The organism is Deefgea sp. CFH1-16 (genome assembly GCF_016881365.1).
Classification (GTDB): domain Bacteria; phylum Pseudomonadota; class Gammaproteobacteria; order Burkholderiales; family Chitinibacteraceae; genus Deefgea.
This window is the reverse complement of record NZ_WLYT01000001.1, coordinates 684,089-708,831: the sequence shown is the minus strand read 5'-3', so window position 1 is coordinate 708,831 and position 24,743 is coordinate 684,089. Positions and strand designations below refer to the sequence as shown.

Sequence of the window (24,743 nt, the reverse complement as noted above, 5' to 3'; positions counted from 1 at the left end):
TTGCTCGCCATCGGCGGATTGAGCGCTGGCTTACCAGATATAACCCAGCCCCATTCCGGCATAAAACTCACCGCGATGTTGCACAATCGGGCTATTTTGGATGTTTTTATCGTACAGCTCGTAATTGACTGCGGCCATGCCAATCCAGCTTTTATTAAATCGGTAGCTACTAATGATGGCCAGCATCGGAGAGACGGTACTGCCGGTATCCCAGCTTGGGCGGCTATTACTCGCTTCTTGCGCTGAAACCCCACCAAAATAATAATTGGCCATCTTGCTACTGCGCACCATGACGCCCATACCGGGCATGATGAGTAGGTTGTCACGAACAATTGGGAAATCCGTCCAAAATAGCGCTTCTTGCCCACGACTATTGCCAGTGATATCGCTCGATACGCGCATACTTAATAGCGCAAACGGCAGGGCGTAATTGAGCCCAACACCCGCTTCAAGCTGGCCTTTACGTTTGAGCATGCCAGCCAATGCTGCATTATCCTCTGGGTCTAGATTGCCAAAACGAACCCGGCCGTAAGCGTACAGCCCGAGCTTATTTTCTTTATAAAAATAATAGCGGGCTCGATCACCCAGATACATGAGGTGTTCACCAAAATAAATCAGCCCTGGTATAGCATACCCTGCTGCATCTTGTGCTGCTTGATAACGTGCTTGTCCACCGAATACGACTCCGCCGACAATCAGTCCACTGGGTATCGGGCTATGCGGTTTGTCGCTGGCTAAAAAATCCAAAGAACCTAAATCAATTTCAGCTTGTGCAGGTATTGCGCTTAAAGCCATTGCTGATAATGCTAAGCGGGCAATACATCGGTTTAATGTAGCACAGGGCATAAGATACTCAGAGCGATAGTGAGTCGGTTTAAGCGGCAATGAGGCGAATAGCTAAAGGCTGACCACTGTCGGCGATAAGCAATAAACGATCGATGTTAGGGTGTTTACCGGGAAAGCTTTGCGCATCGGCGGTGTGCTCGGCATATAGGCGTAAGCCTTTTTGCGCGGCGATATCACTAATAGCGCCAAATTCTTGGTACAAGGCATGATACAGCCGCACGCTACCGGCTTGGCCGGGGCGATTGTCAATGCGGGCGATCACGGTTTCACCATCGAGTAACTCAATGGCTGATAAATGATCAATGGTGGTGGGCATCAGTGCTAATTGTTCAGCAAAAGTCATTTTTTTTATCCTAGTCGTCAACCGAATTGAAGATTGCGACGTTATATCACACAGAACATGCTGCATAGTGCAGTTTGCTGGTTTGGAGAAATAAAATGCATACCTCAATGAAAGCTTTGTTATTAGCTGCGACTGTTTTCACCACTTCGATGGCTTTTGCTGCTACGCCAACTTGCCCACAAATGCCAAAAGGCGACATCACGAAGGCTGAGCATCAAAAAATGTCGGATGCCCGCTTTGAGCAAATGGATGCCAATAAAGATGGTACCGTGACCGTGGCTGAACGCCGTGCCGCACGTGAAGCTATGCGCGCCAATTGCTCAAGCAAAAAAGGCCATCGCGGTATGGGGCATGGCTCAATGCCTGCCCACGCGTCGATGCCAGCGCACGCTTCGATGCCAATGCATCATCAATAAGCCAGCCAGTTGATGGCATAAAAAAACGCCAAGCTGACTTGGCGTTTTTTTTATGCGGTAAAGAAATAGCGCGTTAAATCTGGGCGTCAGGGCCCCAGATTTGGCTGAGCGACATGGCACCAGCAATGATGCGGCTATCAAGTACTTTCAAAATTCTAAATTCAGCCAGTTGACCATTACGGCGATTGGCTTGTGGATAGAGCCGATCATCACGATCAAACAGCGCCAGAATTTGCGGTGCGGCGGCACCAATCGCTTGTTCAAGCACCACGCCAGATTCGCCATTATTGAGTAACACCACCGAGCCCGGTGGATAGCTACCGATCGTTTGGCTAAATAAATTCACCAATTTTTGGTCCAGACTACCGCCAGCACTATTGAGCGAGGTTTGTAAGGCCACGTCGGCCGATTGACTGGTGCGATAGGTGCTGTTCGAAAGTAAGGCGCAATAGCGATCGGCAAGACCAATTAAACGTGCAGCGAATAACACGGTATCACCTGCGAGTTGCTGCGGATAGCCGGAGCCATCGGGCGCTTCATGATGCTGTAAGACGCAATCGAGCCACATCGAGTCGGCTACGCCTAAGTTGCGTAGCGTTTCGCGACCTTGTGCTGGGTGGAGTTTGATTTTTGGCCGAGCTGTTCGGGGGTGAGGGCGCTACTTTGCTGGGATAATTCATTTTGCAGCTCATACATGCCGATGTTCATCGTTAATGCTGCGGCAATAAAATGCCAGCGCTCAGTCTCGCTATGCCCCAAGTTTTTAAGCGCTAAATTGACAACAATGGCGACATTGATCGGATGGCGCACGGTATAAGGACCATTCAGATCAAGCTGTATCATCGCTAACGCCACATTGCTATTTTGTTCGCAAGCGGCCAATAGATGCGTGATCACTGCGTTGATTTGCGCAATAAAACTCGCTTGATTGGGCGTTTGCGCTAAACATGGCGCAAGCAGCTGACGTGCAGCCAAGATATGCTGCGCGCTAGAAAGTAAGTCAGTGGTCATACACCATCATCAATTAGGACAATGGTGTTAGTTTAGCTGATTATATTCTTGCATGACAGCCTAGGATTTGTTGACGCTTAGTTTACCAACTACGTTTGTGTGGATTTTGGCCGAAGGCAAGGTACAAAGCGCACCAGCGTGGCGGAAAACCTACATCAACAGAGCCTAGATTTGATGAAAGTGTTGCTGATTTACTCTGCTTCGTCGATCCATGTCATTTGAATCGCCTCAAGAATCTTTTCGCCACAATGTTGCGGGTCATCGTTAAAGCCATCTAGTGCCAGTACCCAGTCGCGTAAATCAGTGAAACGAATGGTGCTTGGATCGGTATCAGGGAATTTTTCGCTCAATTGAATTGCGATTTCGCGGCTATCGGTCCATTTCATAATTTGCTCCTTGGGTATAGTCGGCTAGGCTTTTATTTTAGATGGCTAGATGGTGATACCCTAGCCGATTAGTGATGCTCACGCGCATGGTTGATGGTGTATTTAGGTAATTCAACCACCAATTCAGTGTCGGCCACTTCGGCTTGGCACGACAGGCGTGAGCAAGATTCTAAGCCCCAAGCTTTATCCAGTTGGTCTTCTTCGAGCTCATCGGCTTCGTTCAGGCTATTAAAACCTTCACGAATTAATACGTGGCACGTGGTGCAGGCACAGGATTTTTCGCAAGCGTGTTCGATTTCAATATCGTTCGCCAGTAGTGCATCACAAATCGTGGTGCCGGGCTCGACTTCGAGTACCGCCCCTTCCGGGCAAAGCGTCGGGTGGGGTAAAACAACGATTTGAGTCATGGTCAATCCTTCATTAAAACAGCGCAATCCTTGCGGCTGGTTTTGGCAATAGCAAAAACGATTATTGAGCGCAGCGCGCTGTGTCGTTAAATATCAGTAATTTTGTGGCCGCTTAAGCCGCGTTTGACTGCTGCATTCATGCGGCGGCTGGCAAACTCATCGCTGGCGGCATTCAGTTGCTCGGTGCCGGCAATTAAGGCGTTGGCATCGTCGCCAGCAATTAGCGCTTGTAAGTGGGCTAGGGCTGCATCAATCGGCGCACGCTCACTTGAATTGAGTAAATGACCATCAGTTTCAAGTGCAATCAATACCGCAGCGACAATGCTGCTGGCTTCAACACGCGCTTCGGCGAGCTTTCTGGCTTGCAAATCTACATTGGCATGCGTCATTGATTCGGTGAGCATGCGGCTAATTTCATTGTCGGTCAGACCATACGACGGTTTGACTGCGATACTCGCTTCAATACCGCTCGATTGCTCACGCGCAGACACCGACAGCAAACCATCGGCGTCCACTTGGAAAGTCACGCGGATGCGCGCCGCACCGGCAACCATCGCTGGAATGCCGCGCAGCTCAAACCGCGCCAAGCTACGGCAATCGCTCACCAATTCGCGCTCGCCTTGCAATACATGAATCGCCATCGCAGTTTGGCCGTCTTTAAACGTGGTGAATTCTTGTGCGCGGGCGGTTGGAATGGTGCTATTGCGCGGAATGATTTTTTCAACCAAACCACCCATGGTTTCTAGCCCAAAGACAGTGGAATCACATCCAGCAGCAACCAATCGTCGTCCCCTTTATTGCCCGCTAAGACATCGGCTTGAATCGCCGCGCCAATGGCAACGACTTTATCTGGGTCCAGATTGGTCAGTGGCTCTTGGCCAAATAAATCACGCACCGCTTTGCGTACATGCGGCATCCGCGTTGCGCCACCGACTAACACCACGCCTTTTACGCTGGCAAAATCGAGCTTGGCGTCGCGCAGGGCTTTTTTCACCGGCAACAGCGTTTTGCTGATTTGGTGGGCGGTCATTTTATGAAAGAGTTCAGCGCTGAGCGTTAAATCCACCACCTGCCCATCGGATAAAACGGCGGTAATTTGAGTGCTGGTGGTGTGATCAGTCAGCGCTTCTTTGGCTTCACGCGCGCGCGTCAGCAGTAGGCGGGTATCGTGTGGATTGGGGCCGTGAATGCCGGCTTGCTCTAAAATCCAGCAATAAATTCGGTGGTCAAAATCGTCGCCACCGAGTTGCGAATCGCCCGAAGTGGCGCGCACTTCAAACACGCCGCGCGTGAGTTCGAGCACCGACACGTCAAATGTGCCGCCACCCAAATCGTAAATCACATACGTGCCTTCAGACGCATTGTCCAAACCATAGGCAATTGCCGCGGCGGTTGGTTCATTTAAGAGCCGCAAAACATTGATGCCAGCAAGGGTCGCGGCGTCTTTAGTCGCTTGGCGCTGCGCGTCATCAAAATACGCTGGAACAGTAATTACTGCGCCGACGAGTTCGCCGCCGAGGCTCTCAGTCGCGCGCGCTTTGAGGTTTTTGAGGATTTCACTCGACACTTCCACCGGGCTTTTAATCCCTGCACGAGTGACGATTTTCAGCATGCCCGGTTCGTCAACAAAACGATACGGCGTGGCTAAATCGGCGATGTCATTGATGCCACGGCCCATAAAGCGTTTCACCGACAGCAGCGTATTGCTGGGGTCGACATTTTGCTGCGCTTGCGCCGCATGGCCAACCAGCGTTTGCCCAGATTGGCTGTAATGCACTACCGATGGCAGTAGCGTGCGACCATCGTGGTCGGGCAGGCAGACCGCGCTGCCGCTTTTAACTGTTGCGACTAATGAATTGGTCGTACCCAAGTCGATGCCCACCGCAAGACGGTGTTGATGCGGCGCGGCTGAAAGGCCGGGTTCGGAGATTTGTAAGAGCGCCATGGGCGAAAATCCTGTTCGTACTTTGATCTAGGCTTGTGTGATGAAGCTGCCTTGAGGCAAGTCGGTTAATTCCATGGTGATGCAATAGTTCTGAAATCCCAGTGCTTGCCAGAATTTCTGGCCACTCAGATTATTTACTAAAACATCAATTCGTAGTTTTTTCTGCTGCTCATTTTGCAGCCAGTGTATGGCTTGCCGGCCAAATCCTTGTCGCCGATATTCGGCTTTTATAAACAGTTGGCGTATATATACATGTTCTTGATCTAGCCGATACAATAAGTAGCCACTAATTATATCGTCGCTATATAACATCATGGCTTTGTATTCATTGTTCAGCCATGTATGCATTCGCGCACTTAGTTGCGCTAAATCCATTGGATTGCGATGGCCTTCATCGAGAATTAATTGCGCATTCATTGACGCAATAATTGCTGCGTCCTCAGTTGTGGCAATGCGGATGCTCAAGCTCATTTCAATACATTATCGCTTCAATCGCATCGCCAATTTCTTGGTCGAGCTTTTCCATAAAGCGTAATTTTCTCACGCTCAGCGCAGCGTGGATATAGTCTTTTTGCCCATCGATTTGCATGGCCAATTTGTCTTCAAGGGCTTGCATTTCGGCGCGCATCTCGCTGGCTAGGTTTTCCAGTGCGCTTAAATTTTGGCTGGCTTTAGCCTCCGCAATGCTTTCTCGCCATTCCATTTGCGCCATCAAAAAATCCATCGGCATCGCAGTATTGGTTTCTTCTTGCGTATCGATGTCGGCCAATTTGAGTAAATAGCGCGCTCGAGCCAGGCCTGATTTCAAGGTCTGATAGGCTTCGTTGATGTGCGTGGTCGCTTGCAAACTTTGGCGGTGTTCTGTATCGCTAGCCGTTGCAAAACGATCCGGATGAAACTGAGCTACGGCTTCGCGATAACGGGTATCGAGCAGTTTGGCGTCGACTGCAAAGGCAACGGGCAGATCAAACAGGGCGAAATGGGATTGATTGAAGTTGATCATGGGGATGGGGTGAGTGGGGAATAGGGAATAGCAAAAACATACTTTTTTGCTGACACATTGATATTAAAAAGGACGGGAGAGAGTTCTAAGTCGACAGTACAAATACTGATCATTCCCCATTCTCCAGTCCCCATTCACTGTACTTCGCTTACACACCAAAGCTTTCGCCACAGCCGCATTCGTTTTTAACGTTGGGATTATTAAATTTAAACCCTTCGTTCAGTCCTTCCTTGGTGTAATCCAATTCGGTACCGTCTAGATAAGCGAGTGATTTGGCGTCGGTGTAAATCTTGGCGCCATGGCTTTCAAAGACCAAATCCGTATCGCTTTCAGCGTCAACAAATTCAAGCTTGTAGGCCATGCCTGAACAGCCCGAGGTTTTGACTGCCAGACGAATCCCAAGGCCTTTACCGCGTTTTTTAATAAAGTTTGCGACGTGATTTGCAGCCGCTTCGCTCAATGTCAGTGCCATGATTTGCTCCATATTGGGAGTTGGGCGTGGTGATTAGGCGTTGCTACTGCCCTAATCTAATTCCCGACTCACAGATGTTTTTGCTTGTAGTCTTCTACTGCGGCCTTGATTGCGTCTTCAGCCAAGATCGAGCAATGGATTTTAACTGGAGGCAAAGCCAATTCTTCAGCGATTTGGGTATTTTTGATCGCCAAGGCTTGGTCTAGCGTTTTGCCTTTAACCCATTCAGTCACCAATGACGATGATGCAATGGCTGAGCCACAGCCGTAGGTTTTGAATTTTGCGTCTTCAATCAGGCCATCGGCACCGACTTTGATCTGCAACTTCATCACATCGCCACACGCTGGCGCGCCGACCATGCCGGTACCCACGGTGTCGTCGCCTTTTTCAAAAGCACCCACATTGCGTGGATTTTCGTAATGATCGAGTACTTGTTCGCTGTATGCCATTTTACGTGCCTCTTTGCTAAATCAAAAATTCCCCAGCTGCGTTACTTAGGCTTGCCGTACTCAATGTACTGTCTGCGCCTGAAGTGCCTTGCTGGAAAATTTTTGAATATTTAAATTATTTCCAGAATCAAACCACCTTTTTCGGGTGGATCGGTTGTTATGTCTGCTCAATTTATCCGTGCAAATTGGCGTGGATCGTAGTGCCAGACAAGGCGCGATGTCGCGCCGTTTACTTCTGTAAACAAGCGGCAGCGCAACGCAGTATGGCGCTACGAGCCGCAGTCAATTTTTAGTGGGCGGCCCATTCGATGGTAGAAATATCGATGCCTTCTTTATACATATCCCACAATGGCGACAACGCACGCAGCTTGTCGATCTTGCCTTTGATCAATTCAATTGCAAAGTCGATTTCAGCTTCAGTCGTAAAGCGGCCAATGGTGAAACGAATCGAGCTGTGCGCCAATTCGTCCGAGCGGCCCAAGGCGCGCAATACGTACGATGGCTCAAGCGACGCAGAAGTACAGGCCGAGCCTGATGAAACTGCCAAGTCTTTGAGCGCCATAATCAGCGATTCGCCTTCAACATAATTGAAACTCACGTTCAAATTGTGCGGAACGCGTTGTTCCATGTCGCCATTCAAATGCGTTTCTTCGATTTCTTTGAGGCCATTCCACAAACGATCACGCAGTGCGCCGATGCGTTTATTTTCTTCAAGCATGTCTTCACGGGCGATTTTGAACGCTTCGCCCATGCCGACGATTTGATGCGTTGCCAATGTGCCTGAACGGAAACCGCGCTCATGACCGCCACCGTGCATTTGTGCTTCGAGACGAATGCGGGGTTTACGGCGAACGTAGAGTGCACCCATGCCTTTCGGGCCGTAGGTTTTGTGCGCCGAAAAACTCATCAAATCGACTTTCAGTGTCGACAAATCAAGCGCGATTTTGCCCGTAGCTTGTGCGCTATCAACATGGAATACGATGCCGCGTTCGCGGCAGATTTCGCCAATGGTGGCGATGTCTTGAATCACACCGATTTCGTTATTGACTGACATTACCGAAATCAAAATGGTATCTGGGCGGATCGCAGCTTTGAGCGCGTCTAAATCGAGTAGACCATTGTCTTGTACGTCGAGATAAGTCGCTTCAAAACCTTCGCGCTCAAGTTCACGCACGGTGTCTAGCGTGGCTTTGTGTTCGGTTTTTTACTGTGATGATGTGTTGACCCTTGGCTTTATAAAAGTGCGCCGCGCCTTTAAGTGCCAAGTTAATCGATTCTGTCGCACCGGAGGTCCAAACGATTTCTTTGGGATCGCAATTGACCAAAGCCGCTACTTGTTCCCGCGCTTCTTCGACGGCGGCTTCAGCTTCCCAGCCAAAGGGATGCGAGCGACTTGCTGGGTTGCCAAACATTTCGGTCAGATAAGGAATCATCTTGGCCGCAACGCGTGGATCAACTGGCGTTGTCGCCGAGTAATCAAGATAGATCGGATGTGACAGATTCATAGGTCTTGCTCCAATTTCAAAATCGATGGGGTTGGCCCCGTGTAGTCATTTGCCGCTCAGTGGCTAGCGGTATTGCTGGCGCGCTTGTCTTGTAAAACACCGGTTTTATCACTGCAGCGCTTTAATTTGTTGTTTTGTTTCTCGATTAAATCACCCAAGGTCACCCCAGATAAATAATCAAAAATGGTGCTGCTTTAAATCGCTCCACAAATCGTGGGTCATACAGCGGCCTTCGTCGCGACAGTTCTCTTTGCCACCGCATTGTGTGGCATCGATCGGCTCGTCAACGGCTTGAATGATCTCGGCGACATTGATTTTGGCGGCGCTGGACGAGCAAGGCAATAACCGCCACCCGGACCACGCACGCTCTCAACCAATTTCGCGGCGACGTAATTTACCGAATAATTGTTCTAAATAAGACAGTGAGATATGTTGCCGTTCGCTAATTCCAGCGAGCGTAACAGGACCACCGGCTTGGCGTAGTGCCAGATCAAGCATCGCGGTAACGGCGAAGCGGCCTTTGGTGGTCAAGCGCATGAGGTTTCTCTGCTGATTTATCTTGTTTTGATGGTATCAAATCCCGACTATTTTAGTCAAGTAAAAGTCCGACTAAAATAGTCGGGATTAAACTTGATTGTCGAGCACATTTTGTTGCCGGTTAGCAGGTCTTTGATTTCACTTAAAAAATACGCTTTAGCCGACTTTTTGTCGCTCAATCGAGCCACGTAATCTGTATTTAATCGACAATTTGATTCAGATGCTTGGGATCAAATTGATCCACGCTGGCTCTTTCTTGGCTGCAGTCTACGCCGAGTTGTTCTAAGCGCTGTAACACCATTTCTAGGCGTTGATCGGTGGTGACTGAATGATCCAGTAGCGCGCATGAATCGCTTTCACCATCGGATCATTCATATCACTGCCCACGCCATAAGCCGAAAAGCCCAATTGCTCAGCTTTTTCGGCGCGTTGTTGATCGAGCGATTTGTCGACCATGCGCGCTAAATTGGCCACCATCGTCGCACCTGCTGGCACGTCTTTAATCACCACGGCATTGGGGCCGATTTTGGCATCGTCGCCGATGTCAATGGGGCCAATGATTTTGGCGCCAGCGCCAATCACCACGCCTTTACCAAGCGTTGGGTGGCGTTTACCGGGTTTGGAGGCCAAACCTAAGCCGCCCAAAGTAATGCCTTGGTAGAGCGAGCAATCATCGCCAATGATGGCGTGCTCGCCAATCACCGTGCCCATGCCGTGATCGATAAAGACCCGACGACCAATGGTTGCGCCCGGATGGATCTCGATACCCGTCAAAAAGCGTGAAGTGTGCGACACGATACGCCCAAGCAGTTTCCAATCGCGACGCCATAAGCTATTGGCGATTAAATGCAAAGTGAGCGCATGAAATCCCGGGTAACACGTAATGACTTCGAGTGTTGAACGGGCAGCAGGATCGCGGTCAAAAACCACGCGGATATTTTCACGCAAACGCTCAAGCATGGGATGGATTTCAATGGGAGCTGAAAAGCTGACTATTTTACTCGGTTTTATACCCTACAGCGAGTGCTCTACAGCCCTTATTGCCAATCGCTGTCGATTGCTGCTTTGTGGAGTAGGGCACGGCAGGACGCGGGATTGAGTTTTTAATGCGGCTCGGCTTGAGCTTGATTAGCTAAGATTGAGCGACATTGAATGAAGTCGCTGAGTGACTTGTGATTTTGGATTGGATGAATCCGTAATCTGTGTATTTTCGATGGTATATGCCGCTAGCTGTTATTTAATGGTAGCTACCAGCATATACACTTTACATTTTTGCTTCGGTGCTGATTCGGTGTGGATGGTTTAATGTGCGAGTGGCACCGCATCAACACCAAATCGGCACGCGATCATCTTATTCAATTTTGCCAAAATAACCGCCCCAAGCTTGCAGCACGATGTATTGCTTGACGATGGCGCCGCCCATTAAGCCGTGGCCATCCATGGTGGCGATGTTTTGCCATTGTTTGGGTAGTTTGATGCGGTGTTCGTTAGCGCTGAGGTTAAACGCGATTAACATTTTTTCGCCATTGCTGCTGCGCTCAAATAGCAAAATCGGCTCAGGTGCCGGCAAAAAAGTGATGTCGCCGAGTACTAATAATCGATTTTTCCGTCGCCAAGCGAAAAACCGCCGCGTGAAATTTAAAATTGAATCGCGCGGTTTATCCTGCACATCAACACTGAGCGCTTGTTGCTCAGGCGAGATTGGCAACCACGGCGTAGTGCCGCTAAAGCCAGCAAAGGGTGCGTCAATATGCCAAGGCATTGGGGTGCGGCAGCCATCGCGACCTTTAAACTCGGGCCAAAATGTTTTGCCGTATGGGTCTTGCAATAATTCAAATGGAATGGGTCGGCCTCGGGCAGACCCAGCTCGTCGCCTTGATATAAGCAGACCGATCCGCGCAAGCTGCCTTGCAAGGCAATCATCAGTTTAGAAAAGGGCGCGCCGGCGCGCCCTTTGCCCCAGCGCGTCGCCACGCGGGGTACATCGTGATTGCCCAGCGACCAACACGTCCAGCCGGGGTTGGCCAGTGCGGCAAATTGGCTTTCCATGATTTCTACGCGCTGGCGAATATGCGCGGCGCTAAAGGTTTCGGTGAGTAAATCAAAGCTATACGCTTGATGGAATTTGTCACCGCCCTCGGTGTATTCAGCTATGCGTTTCGGTGAATCATCGTCACCAATTTCACCAATGCTGGTGGCGCGATAGCGATTGAGTCGCTTGCGGATTTTTTTTAAAAAGGCCAGATTTTCCGGCTGCGATTTATCGTACAAATGTTGCTGCATGCCATAAGGATTGCTCGCCGCCACACTGGTGGTGTCGGCGACCAGTGCTGGCGGGTTGTTGCGCAGCAATGCATCATGAAAATGAAAAATACATGCATCAAAACGAAAACCATCTACGCCGCGTAGCAACCAAAATTCCAGCTCGGCAAGCAGCGCTTTTTGCACCGCTTTGCAGTGAAAATTGAGATCTGGCTGGCTGCTTAAAAAATTGTGTAAATAATATTGGCAGCGACGGCTATCCCATTGCCAAGCGCTGCCACCAAACACCGATAACCAATTGTTCGGCGGCGTGCCGTCCGGTTGTGGATCAGCCCAAACATACCAATCGGCTTTGGCATTGTTTCGTGAACTGCGGCTCTCAATAAACCAAGCGTGTTGATCTGAGGTATGCGATAGCACTTGGTCGATGATGATTTTGAGCTTGGCTTTGTGCGCGGCTTGAATCAGCGCATCAAAATCGGCCAAGTCGCCAAACAGCGGATCAACCGCACAATAATCGCTGACATCGTAGCCAAAATCGGCCATCGGTGATTTAAAAAATGGTGAAATCCACAAGGCATCGACATTGAGCGATTGTAAATACGGTAAGCGCTGCAAAATGCCACGTAAATCACCAACGCCATCATTATTGCTATCCATAAAGCTACGTGGATAGATTTGATAAATCACCGCACCGCGCCACCAATCAGATTTTTTCATCGCAGGTATTCCTTACGGGGGCCAATGTGTCGGCAATATAGGACTATGGTTCTTTTCGTCTTGCGTAAGTTATTAGCAAACACATAAGATCGATAAGCGCTGCTAACTCAGCAGTTAGTCTTAGGTTTGACTATAAACAATCATTGCGCAAGCTACCGCCGATCGAGGTTTCGATGATTTCAGTTGATTTAGCCCGCGTTGCTACCGTTTGTTCTGGTCAGGATGCGGACCCATTTTCTTTCTTGGGTATGCATATCGTTGACAACACGGTGCAAGTGCGAGCTTGGCTACCTACGGCGAAACATTGCAGTTTAATCGAAAGTAAAACCGGTAAAAAGCTAGCGGATTTAGAGTGTATTGATGAGCGCGGTTTTTTTGCTGTGGTGGTGCCACGGCGGGTGCATGGCTTTGCGTATCATTTGCGCGTGCAATGGCAAGAAAAGACGCTTGATATTGACGATCCATATCGCTTTGCGCCGATTTTAGGCGAAATGGATTTATGGTTATTGGCCGAAGGCAATCAATTGCGTCCTTACGAGCGCTTGGGAACGCATTGCTGTATGCAAGACGGTGTTGCTGGGGTGAGTTTTGCCGTTTGGGCCCCTAATGCGCGGCGGGTGGCGGTGGTTGGCGATTTTAATTGCTGGGATGGTCGGCGTCATGCCATGCGCTTACGTAAAGAATGCGGCGTATGGGAGATTTTCTTGCCGCAGGTGGAGGTTGGTCAAGCCTACAAATATCAAATTACCGATCAGCAAGGGCAGGTGGAGTGTAAGGCTGATCCGTATGCGTTTTCGGCGGAATTACGCCCAGCTACAGCGTCGCGAGTAGCGCAATTACCGGCATGGATTGAAGGCACGGCAAAGCCGCAAAGCGGCCAATGCCCTTCATGCCCCGATCTCGATTTATGAAGTGCATTTGGGCTCTTGGCGGCGCAGCCCAGAAGACAACAATCGCTGGCTCACTTATCGCGAACTGGCTACCGAATTACTCGCCTATGTGCTCGATATGGGCTTTACCCATATTGAACTATTGCCGATTAGCGAGCATCCATTTGATGGTTCATGGGGGTATCAGCCGCTAGGTCTTTATGCGCCAACCTCCCGATATGGTACCCCGGATGATTTTCGCTTTATGGTGGCCACATTCCAAGCCGCAGGCATTGGGGTGATTTTAGATTGGGTGCCGGGGCATTTTCCAGCCGATGCACATGGTTTGGCGCAATTTGATGGCACGCCGTTGTACGAGCATAGCGATCCACGTGAGGGCTTTCATCCGGATTGGAATACGCTGATTTACAACTTTGGTCGCAATGAAGTACGTAATTTTTTGATCGGTAATGCACTGTATTGGCTGGAACGCTACGGCATTGATGGGCTGCGGGTGGATGCGGTGGCCTCGATGCTGTACCGCGATTATTCGCGTAAAGACGGTGAATGGATTCCCAACCAATTTGGTGGCCGAGAAAACCTTGAAGCGATTGATTTTTTACGCCGGATGAATGAAGTCGTTGGCGTGGAGCGACCGTCTGCCGTGACTTTGGCCGAGGAGTCAACGTCATTTCCTGCGGTATCGCGCCCGCCAGCGATGGGCGGTTTGGGCTTTCATTACAAATGGAATATGGGTTGGATGAACGACACGCTGTCGTACATGCAAGAAGACCCGATTAACCGTCAATATCATCATCACAAAATGACGTTCGGTTTGGTGTACGCCTTTACCGAGAACTTTGTGTTGCCTTTGTCGCACGATGAAGTGGTGCATGGCAAAGGATCGCTGTTGAGCAAAATGCCAGGGGATGATTGGCAAAAATTTGCCAACCTGCGCGCGTATTACGCCTTTATGTGGGGCCATCCGGGCAAAAAATTACTGTTTATGGGTTGCGAGCTGGCGCAAGTGGCTGAGTGGCAACACGAAACCAGTTTGGATTGGCATTTGCTCGACGCCGAACACGGCCATCATCGCGGCGTGCAGCAATTAGTGAAGGATTTAAACCGCACTTATCGCAGCCAAGCTGCTTTGTATCAGCTCGATTTTGAACCGCGTGGCTTTGAGTGGATTGCGCATGATGAGGGCGAGCAGTCGATTTTTAGCTTTATTCGCCACGGCGACGTGGCCGATGAATTTGTGCTGGTGGTGAGTAATTTCACGCCAGTGCCAAGGCATGGTTATCGGCTAGGGGTACCCAAAGCGGGTTTTTACCAAGAAATACTCAATAGCGATTCCTATTTTTATGGTGGTAGTAATCTGGGGAATGTGCTGCTACTGAGTGAGGGTATTTCAGCACATGGCAGGATAAATTCCATTTGCATGACAATACCCCATTAGCAACGCTGTATTTACGTTGGAGTGAAACCGCATGCTAAGCAAAGGAACGCCTTATCCTTTGGGGGCTACATTTGACGGTGATGGCGTCAATTTTGCGCTATTCAGTGAAAACGCCAGCGCTGTGAGCTTGTGTTTATATGATGAAACGGGACAAATTCAAACCGCCAGCTTGTCCGTTGAGCATTGCAGTCATGGTATTTGGCACGGCTATTTACCCGATGCCCAGCCTGGCTTGGTGTATGGCTATCGCGTGAGCGGCCCTTATCGTCCCGCCGAAGGTCAGCGGTTTAATCCGCATAAAGTGGTGCTTGATCCCTATGCCAAAGACATCGTCGGGCAATGGGTTGATAGTCCATTGTACTTTGGGTATCAGCCTGCTCATCCAGAATTGGCCAGTGTTGATGACAATACCGCCGTGGCTTTGAAGGGGCGGGTGATTCATGAGCCCTATGATTGGGGCGATGATGAGGCGCCCCATACCGATTGGGCAAAAACAGTGATTTACGAAGCGCATGTGCGCGGTTTGACGCAATTGCACCCAGAGATCCCGGCCGAAATTCGCGGCTCATACGCGGCGATTGGCCATCCGGTGATGCTGGCGCATTTTAAACAGCTCGGTATTAGCGCGATTGAATTGTTGCCGGTGCATTGGCATTTGGATGAGCCGCGCTTGAAGCAGCTCGAGCTACAGAATTATTGGGGTTATAACAGCATTAATTTTTTTAGCCCTGAAGCCAGTTATTGGTCGCACCGCGCTGGCACTACGCCGTTGTCGGAATTTCGCGATATGGTCAAAGCCTTGCATTCAGCAGGCATCGAAGTGATTTTAGACGTGGTGTTTAATCATACCGCCGAGCAAGATCATATGGGGCCCACGCTGTCTTTTCGCGGCATTGATAACGCCAATTACTACGTGCTCAACCATAGCAACGCCGCACATTACGAAAACTGGAGTGGTTGTGGCAATGTGCTCAATGTCTCGCATCCACGGGTGTTGCAATTGGTGATGGATAGCTTGCGCTACTGGGTGAATGAATGCCATGTCGATGGTTTTCGCTTTGATTTAGCGCCGATTATGGGGCGATTAGACGGACACTTTACCGCCAATGCGCCATTTTTTGTCGCCATCGCGCAAGACCCGCAACTATCCACAGTGAAAATGATTGCCGAACCTTGGGATATTGGCGCTGGCGGTTATCAAGTCGGGCATTTTCCACAGACTTGGTCCGAATGGAATGATCAGTATCGTGATGCCATGCGGAAATTTTGGCTGCATGATGGCGTGAACCGCGCCTTGTTTGCGCGGCGTTTTGCGGCCTCAAGCGATGTCTTTCATAAACAGCGCCGTGGCCCTAAATCCTCACTTAATTTTGTTACCGCACACGATGGCTTTAATTTGCGCGATTTAGTCTCGTACAACCACAAACACAATTTGGCCAATAAAGAACATAACCGCGATGGCCATAGCCACAATTACAGTTGGAATTGCGGTTTGGAAGGTCCTAGCGAAGATCCGGGGATTTTGTTGCTTCGGATGCGGGCGACCAAGGCGATTTTAGCCACTTTATTACTCAGCCAAGGCACACCGATGCTGCTCGCTGGGGACGAAATCGGCCACACTCAGCAGGGCAATAATAATGCCTACTGTCAAAATAATGCGATTTCTTGGCTCAATTGGTCGCAAGCCGATCACAAACTGACTGATTATGTCGCCGAACTGATTAAAATTCGCCGAGAATGTGCGGTGTTGCAAAACACCCGTTGGTGGACGGGTCAGCCCGACGAAGATGAGATTCAAGATGTGGTGTGGCTCAATCCATCGGGCCAGCCGTTGCAAGCGCACGATTGGGAAGACGCCGCAGGGCGCGCGTTGATGGTGTGTTTAGCCAAAAATCTATTGGTGCTGATGAATGCGTCAGCGCATCAGATTCATTTTCATTTGCCGGCCGGTATTTGGGCCATGCGCTTAGCCAGTACGGGCGACCCACAGTCAGACTTTAGTGGCAAAGACTGCCGCGTTGCGGCGCGCAGCGTCACGATTTTACAAAGAGATTTAAGCCGTAATCAAGGCGATTAAAGAGGATCGAATGAGTGTTTTAACCGTAGCAAGCCAGCCTTATGCTGGTCAACGTCCTGGTACTTCAGGTTTACGCAAAAAAGTAACGGTATTTCAGCAAGCGCATTACTTAGAAAACTTCGTACAAGCGATCTTTGATGTGGTGCCCGAATTAAATGGCGCCACGCTGGTGCTGGGCGGCGATGGTCGTTTTTATAATCGCGTCGCGGTGCAGACCATTTTAAAAATGGCCGCCGCCAATGGCGTTGCCAAGGTGTTGGTGGGGCAAGCAGGTTTGCTCTCAACGCCAGCAGTGAGCTGCATTATTCGCAAATATGCTGCAGTGGGCGGCATCGTTTTATCGGCTTCGCACAATCCGGGCGGACCGGATGGCGATTTCGGTATCAAATATAACGTCAGTAATGGCGGGCCAGCACCCGAAAAAATCACCGAAGCGATTTATACCCGCACGACAACCATTAACCAATACCAGACGTATACCGCACCAGACCTTGATATTGATGCTGTTGGTGAATATACCCTTGGCCATATGCAGGTGGTAGTGCTCGACTCGGTTGCCGATTACGCCGAATTGATGGCCGATTTATTTGATTTTGCCGCGATTCGCGCTTGGTTTGCTGCTGGGCATCAGATGCGATTTGACGCGATGTCCGCCGCGTCTGGCCCGTACGCCAAACGCATTCTTGAGGATTTACTCGGCGCGCCGCAAGGCACTGTGGTCAATGGCATTCCGCTTCCCGATTTTGGCGGTTTACATCCTGACCCCAATCCAGTGTATGCCGATGATTTGGTGGCGCATTTATTTGGCGAGCGTGGCAGCAGCGTGCCTGATTTTGGCGCGGCCAGTGATGGCGACGCTGACCGCAATATGATTTTAGGTCGGCATTTTATTGTCACCCCGTCCGATAGTTTGGCGGTGATGGCGGCCAATGCTGAGAAAATTAAAGGCTATACGCAGGGTATTGCCGGCGTGGCACGCTCAATGCCCACGTCGTGCGCGGTGGATGCCGTGGCCAAAAAGCGCGGTATCGCTTGCTTTGAAACACCAACCGGTTGGAAGTTTTTTGGCAATTTGCTGGATGCTGGCCAAGTGACGTTGTGCGGCGAAGAAAGCTATGGCACGGGCTCGGACCATGTGCGCGAAAAAGACGGCGTGTGGGCGGTGCTGTTTTGGCTCAATTTACTTGCCGTGACGGGGCAGTCGGTTGAAGCCATTGTGCAGCAGCATTGGCAAGAATATGGCCGGCATTTTTATTCGCGGCATGATTACGAAGCGCTCGATACGCTAGCAGCGAACGACTTGATGGCGCATTTACGCCGTCAGTTGCCGACTTTGGCGGGGCAAACCCGCGGTGAATTTACCGTGCAACTGGCCGATGATTTTGCTTATGACGACCCGATTGATGGTTCACGCAGCGAGCAGCAAGGCATACGTGTGGTGATGACGGATGGCAGCCGTGTGGTATTTCGCTTGTCGGGTACCGGCACGGATGGCGCAACGCTGCGTGTTTATCTCGAAAAATTCGTCGCCGATGCCGCTGGGCATACTGTGCCAACGCAAACCGCTTTGGCGGGATTAATTGCCATTGCCGAGCAATTGGCCCAAATCAAACCGCGTACAGGTCGCGAGGCGGCCACCGTTGTGACGTAATCGGATTCGTTTTACGGACTGAAGTTTCAAGTACCAGTATGCAGGTACTTGAAACCGCGCAGCGCCTCAATCACACGGAGCAAGACCCATGGAAATGCAATTGATAGATAAAGCCACTTTAGCGCGTCAATTACCTAGCCGTGCGGTGGCGCTGGTGTTGGCGGGCGGGCGCGGTTCTCGGCTCAAGCAATTGACCGATCATCGCGCTAAGCCCGGGGTTTATTTTGGCGGTAAGTTTCGCATTATTGATTTTGCTTTATCCAATTGCATTAATTCGGGCGTGCGCCGAATTGGCGTGATTACGCAATATAAATCGCATTCTTTAATGCGGCATTTGCAGCGCGGCTGGTCTTTTTTACGCAATGAAATGAATGAATTTGTTGATGTGCTGCCCGCGCAGCAGCGCGTTGACGAAGAGCATTGGTATCGTGGAACGGCCGATGCGATTTATCAAAACTTAGATATTTTGCGCACTTATCGTTCGGAATACGTGGTGATTTTGGCGGGTGATCACATTTATAAAATGGATTACTCACGCATGCTGGTCGACCATGTGTTGCTGGGCGCCGAAGTCACAGTCGCTTGCATCGAAGTGCCGCGCGCCGAGGCAAGTGCGTTTGGCGTGATGGCGGTTGATGAGTCGCGAAAAATCATCGATTTCATCGAAAAACCCGAATCGCCACCCGCCATGCCGGGTAATGACAATGTCTCTTTGGCCTCAATGGGCGTGTATATCTTTAATACCCGTTATTTAGAGCGCTTACTTGAAGAAGATATTGTTCTGGCTGGTTCTAGCCATGATTTTGGCAAAGATTTAATTCCCAAAAGTGTTTTAGAAGGCAAGGCTTTTGCACATCCGTTTAGTTTATCGTGCGTGATGACTGAGTCTAGCGGTGAGCCGTACTGGCGCGACGTCGGTACCGTGGATGCGTATTGGGCGGCCAATTTAGATTTGGCCTCAGTCACGCCAGAACTCGATGTGTATGACACCGATTGGCCAATCTGGACGCTGCAAGAGCAATTACCGCCCGCCAAATTTGTGCAAGATCGCAATGGTAGCCACGGCATGACGCTCAATTCTTTGGTTTCGGGCGGTTGTATTGTTTCGGGCTCGTTGGTGATTAATTCGGTCTTGTTTTCGCAAGTGCGAATTCATTCATTTTGCACCATTGATTCAACGGTGATTTTGCCGCAAGTGGTGATCGGTCGCGGTTCGCGCATTCGGCGCTGCATTATTGACCGTGCATGCGAAATTCCCGAAAACACCATTATTGGTGAAAACGCCGAAGACGATGCGCGCCGCTTTCATCGCACCGAAACCGGCGTTGTTTTTGGTGACGCGGGATATGCTGGCCAAATTGTAGGGAATGGGGAATGGGGAGTAGGGAGTGGGGAGTGGGGAGTGGGGAGTGGGGAGTGGGGTGTTTTTCCAGATCCCAGATCTCAGATTCCAGTCCTTCAAGCGCCAACGATTAACTTTCGACAAGGTTTTAAATAATGCGAGTGCTTCATGTTTGTGCCGAAATGTTTCCATTACTCAAAACCGGTGGTTTGGCGGATGTTTCGGGCGCGCTGCCTTTGGCTTTAGCGCCGTTGGCTTGCGATGTTCGCGTTTTATTGCCGGGTTTCCCTTCAATATTGGCCGGATTAACGGCAGTGAGTGATGTCGCCACGTTGCAGACGTTTGCTGGCAAGATCGGTTTGAAATTTGGCCGCACGCCAGATGATATTGGCGTGTATGTCATCGATGCGCCGCATTTATACGCGCGCGGTGGTAATCCATATCAAGATGGCAACCATCATCCATATGCCGACAATCATCTGCGGTTTGCGCTATTGGGTTGGGTGGCGACGCGTATTGCTGAAGGCATCGATACCTATTGGCGACCGGCCATTGTGCACGCGCATGACTGGCACGCCGGTTTAGTGCCCGCATATTTGGCCGCAGCTGGGCGTCCGGCTACGAGCGTATTTACGATTCACAATTTAGCCTATCAGGGGATTTTTCCGGCTCATCAATTTGCGCAGCTTGAATTACCCGCGCATTTTTTTGCATTAAATGGGCTGGAATTTCATGGACAAATTTCGTTTATGAAAGCGGGAATTTATTACGCCGACCGAATTACGACGGTATCGCCAACGTATGCCCAAGAAATTAGCACGCCAGAGCAAGGCTGTGGCTTAGATGGCTTATTGCGTGCGCGGCAAGACGTATTGTCGGGCATTTTAAATGGCGTTGATGAGGCCGTGTGGCACCCAGAGAGCGACGCCTTGATTGCCGCGAACTATAGCGTGGATAAATTAACCGGCAAAGCCAAGTGTAAAGCGGCATTACAAGCGGTGATGGGTTTAGAGCACGCCACAGAAAAACCGTTATTTGCCGTCGTTAGCCGTTTAACCGAGCAAAAAGGTTTGCATTTGGTGTTGGCCGCGCTCAATGAAATCACCGATCGCGGCGGGCAGTTTGTGTTACTGGGTAGTGGCGACGCTGCAATGGAAGCGGCTTTTGTCGCTGCTGCCGCCGACAACCCCCAGCAAGTGGCGGTCAAAATCGGCTATGACGAAGCGTTTTCGCATCAAATCATGGCCGGTAGTGATGTGATGATGGTGCCTAGTCGCTTTGAGCCTTGTGGTTTAACGCAGCTCTACGGCTTGAAATATGGCGCGCTACCCTTGGTGCGCCGCGTGGGTGGCTTGGCCGACACGGTGATGGATTGTTCTTTAGAAAACCTAGAAGACGGTATTGCCACCGGCGCGGTATTTAATGGCTTCTCCAAAGAAGAACTCACCCAGGGTATTCGCCGAATTTTTGCTTTGTGGGCCAGACCGAAAGACTGGAAAGCAGTGCGGCAAGAAGCAATGCGTACTGACTTTGGCTGGCATAGCGCAGCCTTACAATACCACAACTTATATCGCAGCTTAGGCGCTTAATGTTTCGTTCAAAACCGATGGCGCGCGGCTTTGCCATTGCATTTGTTTGGGAGTGTTACTGATGAATTTGCCTTTCCAGTACGACTCGGCGGAGTTGCATGATGCCGAACTAATGAAAAAAGCCATTGCCAATAAATTAATGTATTCCATCGGCAAAGATCCGCGTGCCGCGCAGCCCAAAGACTGGATGGAGGCGACCTTTTTAGCGGTGCGCGATCAAATGGTCGAGCGCTGGATGGAAACCACCCGCGCGCAATATTCGCAAGACTTAAAGCGGGTGTATTACCTATCGATGGAGTTTTTGATTGGCCGCGCCTTATCCAATGCCTTATTGGCGCTGGATATGGAAGACGTGGTGCGCACTGCGCTCGATGAAAATGGGCGTTGATTATGATGAATTAGTGGGTCTAGAGCCCGATGCCGCTTTGGGCAATGGTGGTTTAGGGCGTTTGGCGGCGTGTTTTTTAGATTCGATGGCGACCTTGGGTATTCCGGGTATGGGCTACGGCATTCGCTATCAATTTGGCATGTTTAAGCAGCGCATTATTGAAGGCCGCCAAGTTGAAGTGCCTGATACTTGGTTGGGATCGGTCAATATTGTTGATTTCCCGCGCGATGAAGTCTGTTACCGCGTGCGTTTTGGTGGGCGACTCGAGCAAGAGGGCGAGAGTGTGCGCTGGCTCGATAGTCAGCACGATGTTTTGGCGGTGGCGCACGATATTATTATTCCGGGGTTTGCCACTAAATCGACCAATACCTTGCGGCTGTGGACGGCGCGCTCTACGCGTGAAATTAATTTATCTAAGTTTAATCAGGGCGATTATTTTTCAGCGGTAGAGGAAAAAAATCTCTCTGAAAACGTATCGCGAGTTTTATATCCCGATGATTCCACTTTAGTCGGTAAAGAATTGCGTTTACGCCAAGAGTATTTTTTTGTTGCCGCGAGTTTGCAAGATATTATTCATCGCTATTTAAGCACCCATGAAAATTTGGATCATTTAGCCGATAAGGTCGCGATTCATTTAAATGATACTCATCCGGTGTTGGCGATTCCGGAATTAATGCGCTTATTGATTGATGATTATCATTATGAATGGCGTGAAGCGTGGGCCATTACCGGTAAAGTATTTAGCTATACCAATCATACTTTGATGTCTGAGGCCTTAGAGACGTGGGAAGTGAATATGCTGGGGCGATTATTACCTCGGCATTTAAAAAATAATTTTTGATTTGAATGAGGCTTTTTTAAAAGAAGTCGCTTTAATGATCCCGAATGATTTTGACTTTTTACGTCGCGTCTCTTTAATTGACGAGCAGGGCGAGAGAAAAGTCAGGATGGCGTATTTGGCGGTGATTGCTAGCCATCAAGTTAATGGTGTTTCGGCACTGCACTCGGCTCTGATGGTGGAATCAATTTTTGCTGATTTTGCGCGTTTGTATCCAGATCGATTTACCAATGTGACCAATGGTGTGACGCCACGCCGTTGGCTAGCTTTGGCCAATCCTGATTTATCCCACTTAATCGATAAAACCATAGGCCAAACTTGGCGCAGCAATTTAAATGAACTGGTTGAACTCAAAGCCCACGCCGATTATCCACTATTTGTGGCTGAATTTCGCGCCGCTAAATTAGCCAATAAAAAACGTTTAGCCATGTATGTGGCGCGTACTTTAGGCGGCGTGATTAATCCAAACGCTTTATTTGATGTGCAGGTTAAACGAATCCATGAATACAAACGGCAATTACTCAATGTATTGCATGTGATTACGCGATATAACCAAATTTTGGCTGAACCCGATAAAAAATGGCAGCCGCGCGTAGTGATTTTTGCTGGTAAAGCTGCGTCGGCCTACCATATGGCCAAATTGATCATTCAACTCATTAATGATATTGGCATCAAAATTAATAATGATGAGCGAATTGCTGATCGATTAAAGGTAGTGTTTTTACCCAATTACAGCGTGAGTTTGGCCGAAATGATTATTCCGGCTGCCGATTTATCCGAGCAAATCTCCACTGCCGGCACTGAAGCTTCGGGCACTGGCAATATGAAATTTGCCCTTAATGGCGCATTAACCATTGGCACATTGGATGGCGCTAATGTGGAAATGCAAGACGCGATAGGTGGCGATAATATGTTTATTTTTGGCAATACCAGCGAAGAAGTCAGTGCATTACGCCGCGATGGCTACAATCCGCGCAGCATTTATGAAAACAATAAAGCGCTACGCGATACGCTCAATATGTTGGCGTCGGGATTTTTTAGCCCGAGTGAGCCAGAGCGCTATCGGGTGATTTTTGATACCTTGGTTAATTGGGGCGATCATTACCAATTATTGGCCGATTTTGAAGCCTATGTCGCCATGCAGGCCAAAGTGGATGCGCTATTTGCTAAGCCCGATCTTTGGGCGAGAAAAGCCATTTTAAATGTGGCGGCAATGGGGCATTTTTCATCGGATCGAACGATTCAAGAATACGCTGATCGTATTTGGCATACGCGGGCGGTCAAGCTTTAAGCACTCATAAACTGTTTTATGGCAAGCTAAGGTAATGCTGTCAGCCAACTTTTGTTTGATCACTTACAAAACGCGTTAAACTGGGCGGCCGCAAGGTCGCCTTTTTTTTTATGGATCCATATCATGTCAGTAGATCGCCATTTAATCGAAGAAACGCTCTCTAGCCAGCCTTTATTTAAAGGCAAATTGCTCAATGCTTTTTGCGATACCGTGCGTTTTTGCCCGATGGCAGCACCGCAACGCGCGAATATATTAAGCACCCGGGCGCGGTGATGGTGATTCCACAGCTGGCCGATGGCCGATTATTGCTTGAGCGGCAATTTCGTTATCCTTTAGATCGGGTGTTTATCGAGTTTCCTGCCGGCAAACTCGATGCTGGCGAAGATCCTTTGGCTTGCGCGCAGCGCGAATTATTAGAAGAAACAGGTTATAGCGCCGCGTCTTGGGAATATCTGGGGGTGATTCACCCGATTATTTCGTATACCGACGAAGAAATTAAATTGTATTTGGCACGAGACTTAACTGCCGGTGAACGACAACTGGATGATGGTGAGTTTTTAGAAAGCATCACCATGAGTATGTCTGAGCTGATTGCTGGCGTACTCGATGGCCGCATTACCGATGCCAAAACCATTGTTGGCGTATTTTGGGCGCAGCAAAAAGGTTTGGTATAAGGGTATTTGTCTGTAACCTTTTATTGATAAGATCTAGATAGATATACCTATTAATAAACGGTATTATTTGGATTCAGTGTTGCTGATTTTAAGTGCCTGCGGCACGGCTGTTTTACAGTCGCAGTCAGTGGCGAGGACCCTCTTTTATTTGTCTCGCCAAAGAAAACGAAGTTTCTGCGTAGCTAAAAGAGGGGAAAAGAAAGGTGACCCGAGCGCGCATCGGTCCCCGATGCCCTCGATTGTCGTGAGCCAAACGATAAAGC

At 49.7% G+C, this 24,743-nt stretch carries 25 protein-coding genes and 3 pseudogenes; 12 read left to right on the top strand and 16 right to left on the bottom strand.

Going from position 1 to position 24,743, the window contains the following annotated elements:
• Positions 1 to 30: 30 nt before the first annotated feature.
• Both GKO28_RS03750 and GKO28_RS03745 read right to left on the bottom strand, forming a co-directional pair.
• Positions 31 to 795: a MipA/OmpV family protein gene (locus tag GKO28_RS03750; protein WP_182075408.1), complete on the bottom strand. Its 765-nt coding sequence runs from the start codon at positions 793 to 795 to the stop codon at positions 31 to 33.
• Between the two features lie 79 nt (positions 796 to 874).
• Positions 875 to 1,189: a DUF2322 family protein gene (locus GKO28_RS03745; RefSeq protein WP_182075407.1), complete on the bottom strand. Its 315-nt coding sequence runs from the start codon at positions 1,187 to 1,189 to the stop codon at positions 875 to 877.
• A 107-nt stretch (positions 1,190 to 1,296) separates the two neighbouring features.
• Between GKO28_RS03745 and GKO28_RS03740 the strand changes: the two genes are divergently transcribed.
• Complete coding sequence (locus GKO28_RS03740) at positions 1,297 to 1,605, top strand: hypothetical protein (protein WP_203563890.1); 309 nt, start codon at positions 1,297 to 1,299, stop codon at positions 1,603 to 1,605.
• 73 nt (positions 1,606 to 1,678) lie between these two features.
• Here GKO28_RS03740 and GKO28_RS03735 read toward each other — a convergent pair whose 3' ends face one another.
• The 14 genes and pseudogenes from GKO28_RS03735 to GKO28_RS03675 form a co-directional block, all read right to left on the bottom strand.
• Complete coding sequence (locus tag GKO28_RS03735; protein WP_182077387.1) at positions 1,679 to 2,233, bottom strand: HD-GYP domain-containing protein; 555 nt, start codon at positions 2,231 to 2,233, stop codon at positions 1,679 to 1,681.
• Positions 2,188 to 2,616, bottom strand: coding sequence for a hypothetical protein (locus GKO28_RS03730; protein ID WP_182075405.1), 429 nt, complete (start codon positions 2,614 to 2,616; stop codon positions 2,188 to 2,190). The genes GKO28_RS03735 and GKO28_RS03730 overlap by 46 nt, the downstream gene beginning before the upstream one ends.
• A 191-nt stretch (positions 2,617 to 2,807) precedes the next feature.
• The gene (gene iscX, locus GKO28_RS03725; RefSeq protein ID WP_173532112.1) at positions 2,808 to 3,002 is read right to left on the bottom strand and encodes a Fe-S cluster assembly protein IscX; all 195 of its coding nucleotides are present in this window, start codon (positions 3,000 to 3,002) and stop codon (positions 2,808 to 2,810) included.
• 68 nt (positions 3,003 to 3,070) lie between these two features.
• Positions 3,071 to 3,409, bottom strand: a complete 339-nt coding sequence (fdx, locus tag GKO28_RS03720; RefSeq protein ID WP_182075404.1) for an ISC system 2Fe-2S type ferredoxin — start codon at positions 3,407 to 3,409, stop codon at positions 3,071 to 3,073.
• A gap of 86 nt (positions 3,410 to 3,495) precedes the next feature.
• A pseudogene (hscA, locus tag GKO28_RS03715) lies at positions 3,496 to 5,354 on the bottom strand (Fe-S protein assembly chaperone HscA).
• Positions 5,355 to 5,381: 27 nt separating this feature from the next.
• On the bottom strand, positions 5,382 to 5,825 hold the full coding sequence (locus GKO28_RS03710; RefSeq protein WP_182075403.1) for a GNAT family N-acetyltransferase: 444 nt from the start codon (positions 5,823 to 5,825) through the stop codon (positions 5,382 to 5,384).
• 1 nt (position 5,826) lies between these two features.
• The gene (gene hscB / locus GKO28_RS03705; protein ID WP_182075402.1) at positions 5,827 to 6,357 is read right to left on the bottom strand and encodes a Fe-S protein assembly co-chaperone HscB; all 531 of its coding nucleotides are present in this window, start codon (positions 6,355 to 6,357) and stop codon (positions 5,827 to 5,829) included.
• Positions 6,358 to 6,505: 148 nt separating this feature from the next.
• Positions 6,506 to 6,829: an iron-sulfur cluster assembly protein IscA gene (iscA, locus tag GKO28_RS03700; RefSeq protein ID WP_173532108.1), complete on the bottom strand. Its 324-nt coding sequence runs from the start codon at positions 6,827 to 6,829 to the stop codon at positions 6,506 to 6,508.
• Between the two features lie 68 nt (positions 6,830 to 6,897).
• Entirely contained in the window at positions 6,898 to 7,278 is a 381-nt protein-coding gene (gene iscU, locus GKO28_RS03695; RefSeq protein WP_173532107.1) for a Fe-S cluster assembly scaffold IscU, read from the bottom strand.
• Positions 7,279 to 7,567: 289 nt separating this feature from the next.
• Positions 7,568 to 8,777, bottom strand: a pseudogene (locus GKO28_RS03690) (IscS subfamily cysteine desulfurase).
• A 62-nt stretch (positions 8,778 to 8,839) separates the two neighbouring features.
• Positions 8,840 to 9,320, bottom strand: a pseudogene (gene iscR, locus GKO28_RS03685) (Fe-S cluster assembly transcriptional regulator IscR).
• A 303-nt stretch (positions 9,321 to 9,623) separates the two neighbouring features.
• Complete coding sequence (gene cysE, locus GKO28_RS03680; protein ID WP_247646337.1) at positions 9,624 to 10,280, bottom strand: serine O-acetyltransferase; 657 nt, start codon at positions 10,278 to 10,280, stop codon at positions 9,624 to 9,626.
• A gap of 391 nt (positions 10,281 to 10,671) precedes the next feature.
• Entirely contained in the window at positions 10,672 to 10,989 is a 318-nt protein-coding gene (locus GKO28_RS22140; protein ID WP_307838944.1) for an alpha-glucosidase C-terminal domain-containing protein, read from the bottom strand.
• Positions 10,959 to 12,302, bottom strand: a complete 1,344-nt coding sequence (locus GKO28_RS03675; protein WP_247646336.1) for an alpha-amylase family glycosyl hydrolase — start codon at positions 12,300 to 12,302, stop codon at positions 10,959 to 10,961. Before GKO28_RS03675 ends, GKO28_RS22140 begins: the two co-directional genes overlap by 31 nt.
• Positions 12,303 to 12,475: 173 nt before the next feature.
• Here GKO28_RS03675 and GKO28_RS19145 point away from each other — a divergent pair, with 173 nt between their 5' ends.
• The 11 genes from GKO28_RS19145 (at position 12,476) to GKO28_RS03640 (ending at position 24,480) form a co-directional block, all read left to right on the top strand.
• Positions 12,476 to 13,213, top strand: a complete 738-nt coding sequence (locus tag GKO28_RS19145) for a hypothetical protein (protein WP_247646335.1) — start codon at positions 12,476 to 12,478, stop codon at positions 13,211 to 13,213.
• On the top strand, positions 13,152 to 14,630 hold the full coding sequence (gene glgB, locus GKO28_RS03670) for a 1,4-alpha-glucan branching protein GlgB (protein ID WP_247646333.1): 1,479 nt from the start codon (positions 13,152 to 13,154) through the stop codon (positions 14,628 to 14,630). The genes GKO28_RS19145 and glgB overlap by 62 nt, the downstream gene beginning before the upstream one ends.
• A 31-nt stretch (positions 14,631 to 14,661) precedes the next feature.
• The gene (glgX, locus tag GKO28_RS03665; protein ID WP_182075401.1) at positions 14,662 to 16,707 is read left to right on the top strand and encodes a glycogen debranching protein GlgX; all 2,046 of its coding nucleotides are present in this window, start codon (positions 14,662 to 14,664) and stop codon (positions 16,705 to 16,707) included.
• A 10-nt stretch (positions 16,708 to 16,717) separates the two neighbouring features.
• Positions 16,718 to 18,358 carry an alpha-D-glucose phosphate-specific phosphoglucomutase gene (locus tag GKO28_RS03660; protein ID WP_182075400.1) on the top strand — a complete coding sequence of 547 codons (1,641 nt, stop codon included), beginning with the start codon at positions 16,718 to 16,720 and terminating at the stop codon, positions 18,356 to 18,358.
• A gap of 88 nt (positions 18,359 to 18,446) precedes the next feature.
• Positions 18,447 to 19,856 (top strand): glucose-1-phosphate adenylyltransferase, encoded by a 1,410-nt coding sequence (gene glgC / locus GKO28_RS03655; protein WP_182075399.1) that lies wholly within the window; start codon positions 18,447 to 18,449, stop codon positions 19,854 to 19,856.
• Positions 19,856 to 21,289 carry a glycogen synthase GlgA gene (gene glgA / locus GKO28_RS03650; protein WP_182075398.1) on the top strand — a complete coding sequence of 478 codons (1,434 nt, stop codon included), beginning with the start codon at positions 19,856 to 19,858 and terminating at the stop codon, positions 21,287 to 21,289. The genes glgC and glgA overlap by 1 nt, the downstream gene beginning before the upstream one ends.
• Before the next feature lie 61 nt (positions 21,290 to 21,350).
• Positions 21,351 to 21,677, top strand: coding sequence for a hypothetical protein (locus GKO28_RS22135; protein ID WP_307838943.1), 327 nt, complete (start codon positions 21,351 to 21,353; stop codon positions 21,675 to 21,677).
• The gene (locus GKO28_RS22130; RefSeq protein ID WP_307838942.1) at positions 21,661 to 22,518 is read left to right on the top strand and encodes a glycogen/starch/alpha-glucan phosphorylase; all 858 of its coding nucleotides are present in this window, start codon (positions 21,661 to 21,663) and stop codon (positions 22,516 to 22,518) included. The genes GKO28_RS22135 and GKO28_RS22130 overlap by 17 nt, the downstream gene beginning before the upstream one ends.
• Before the next feature lie 34 nt (positions 22,519 to 22,552).
• Complete coding sequence (glgP, locus tag GKO28_RS22125) at positions 22,553 to 23,806, top strand: glycogen/starch/alpha-glucan family phosphorylase (protein ID WP_307838941.1); 1,254 nt, start codon at positions 22,553 to 22,555, stop codon at positions 23,804 to 23,806.
• A 123-nt stretch (positions 23,807 to 23,929) separates the two neighbouring features.
• Positions 23,930 to 24,079, top strand: coding sequence for a hypothetical protein (locus tag GKO28_RS19140; protein WP_182075397.1), 150 nt, complete (start codon positions 23,930 to 23,932; stop codon positions 24,077 to 24,079).
• Positions 24,079 to 24,480, top strand: coding sequence for an NUDIX domain-containing protein (locus GKO28_RS03640; protein ID WP_182075396.1), 402 nt, complete (start codon positions 24,079 to 24,081; stop codon positions 24,478 to 24,480). The genes GKO28_RS19140 and GKO28_RS03640 overlap by 1 nt, the downstream gene beginning before the upstream one ends.
• Positions 24,481 to 24,743: the final 263 nt, after the last annotated feature.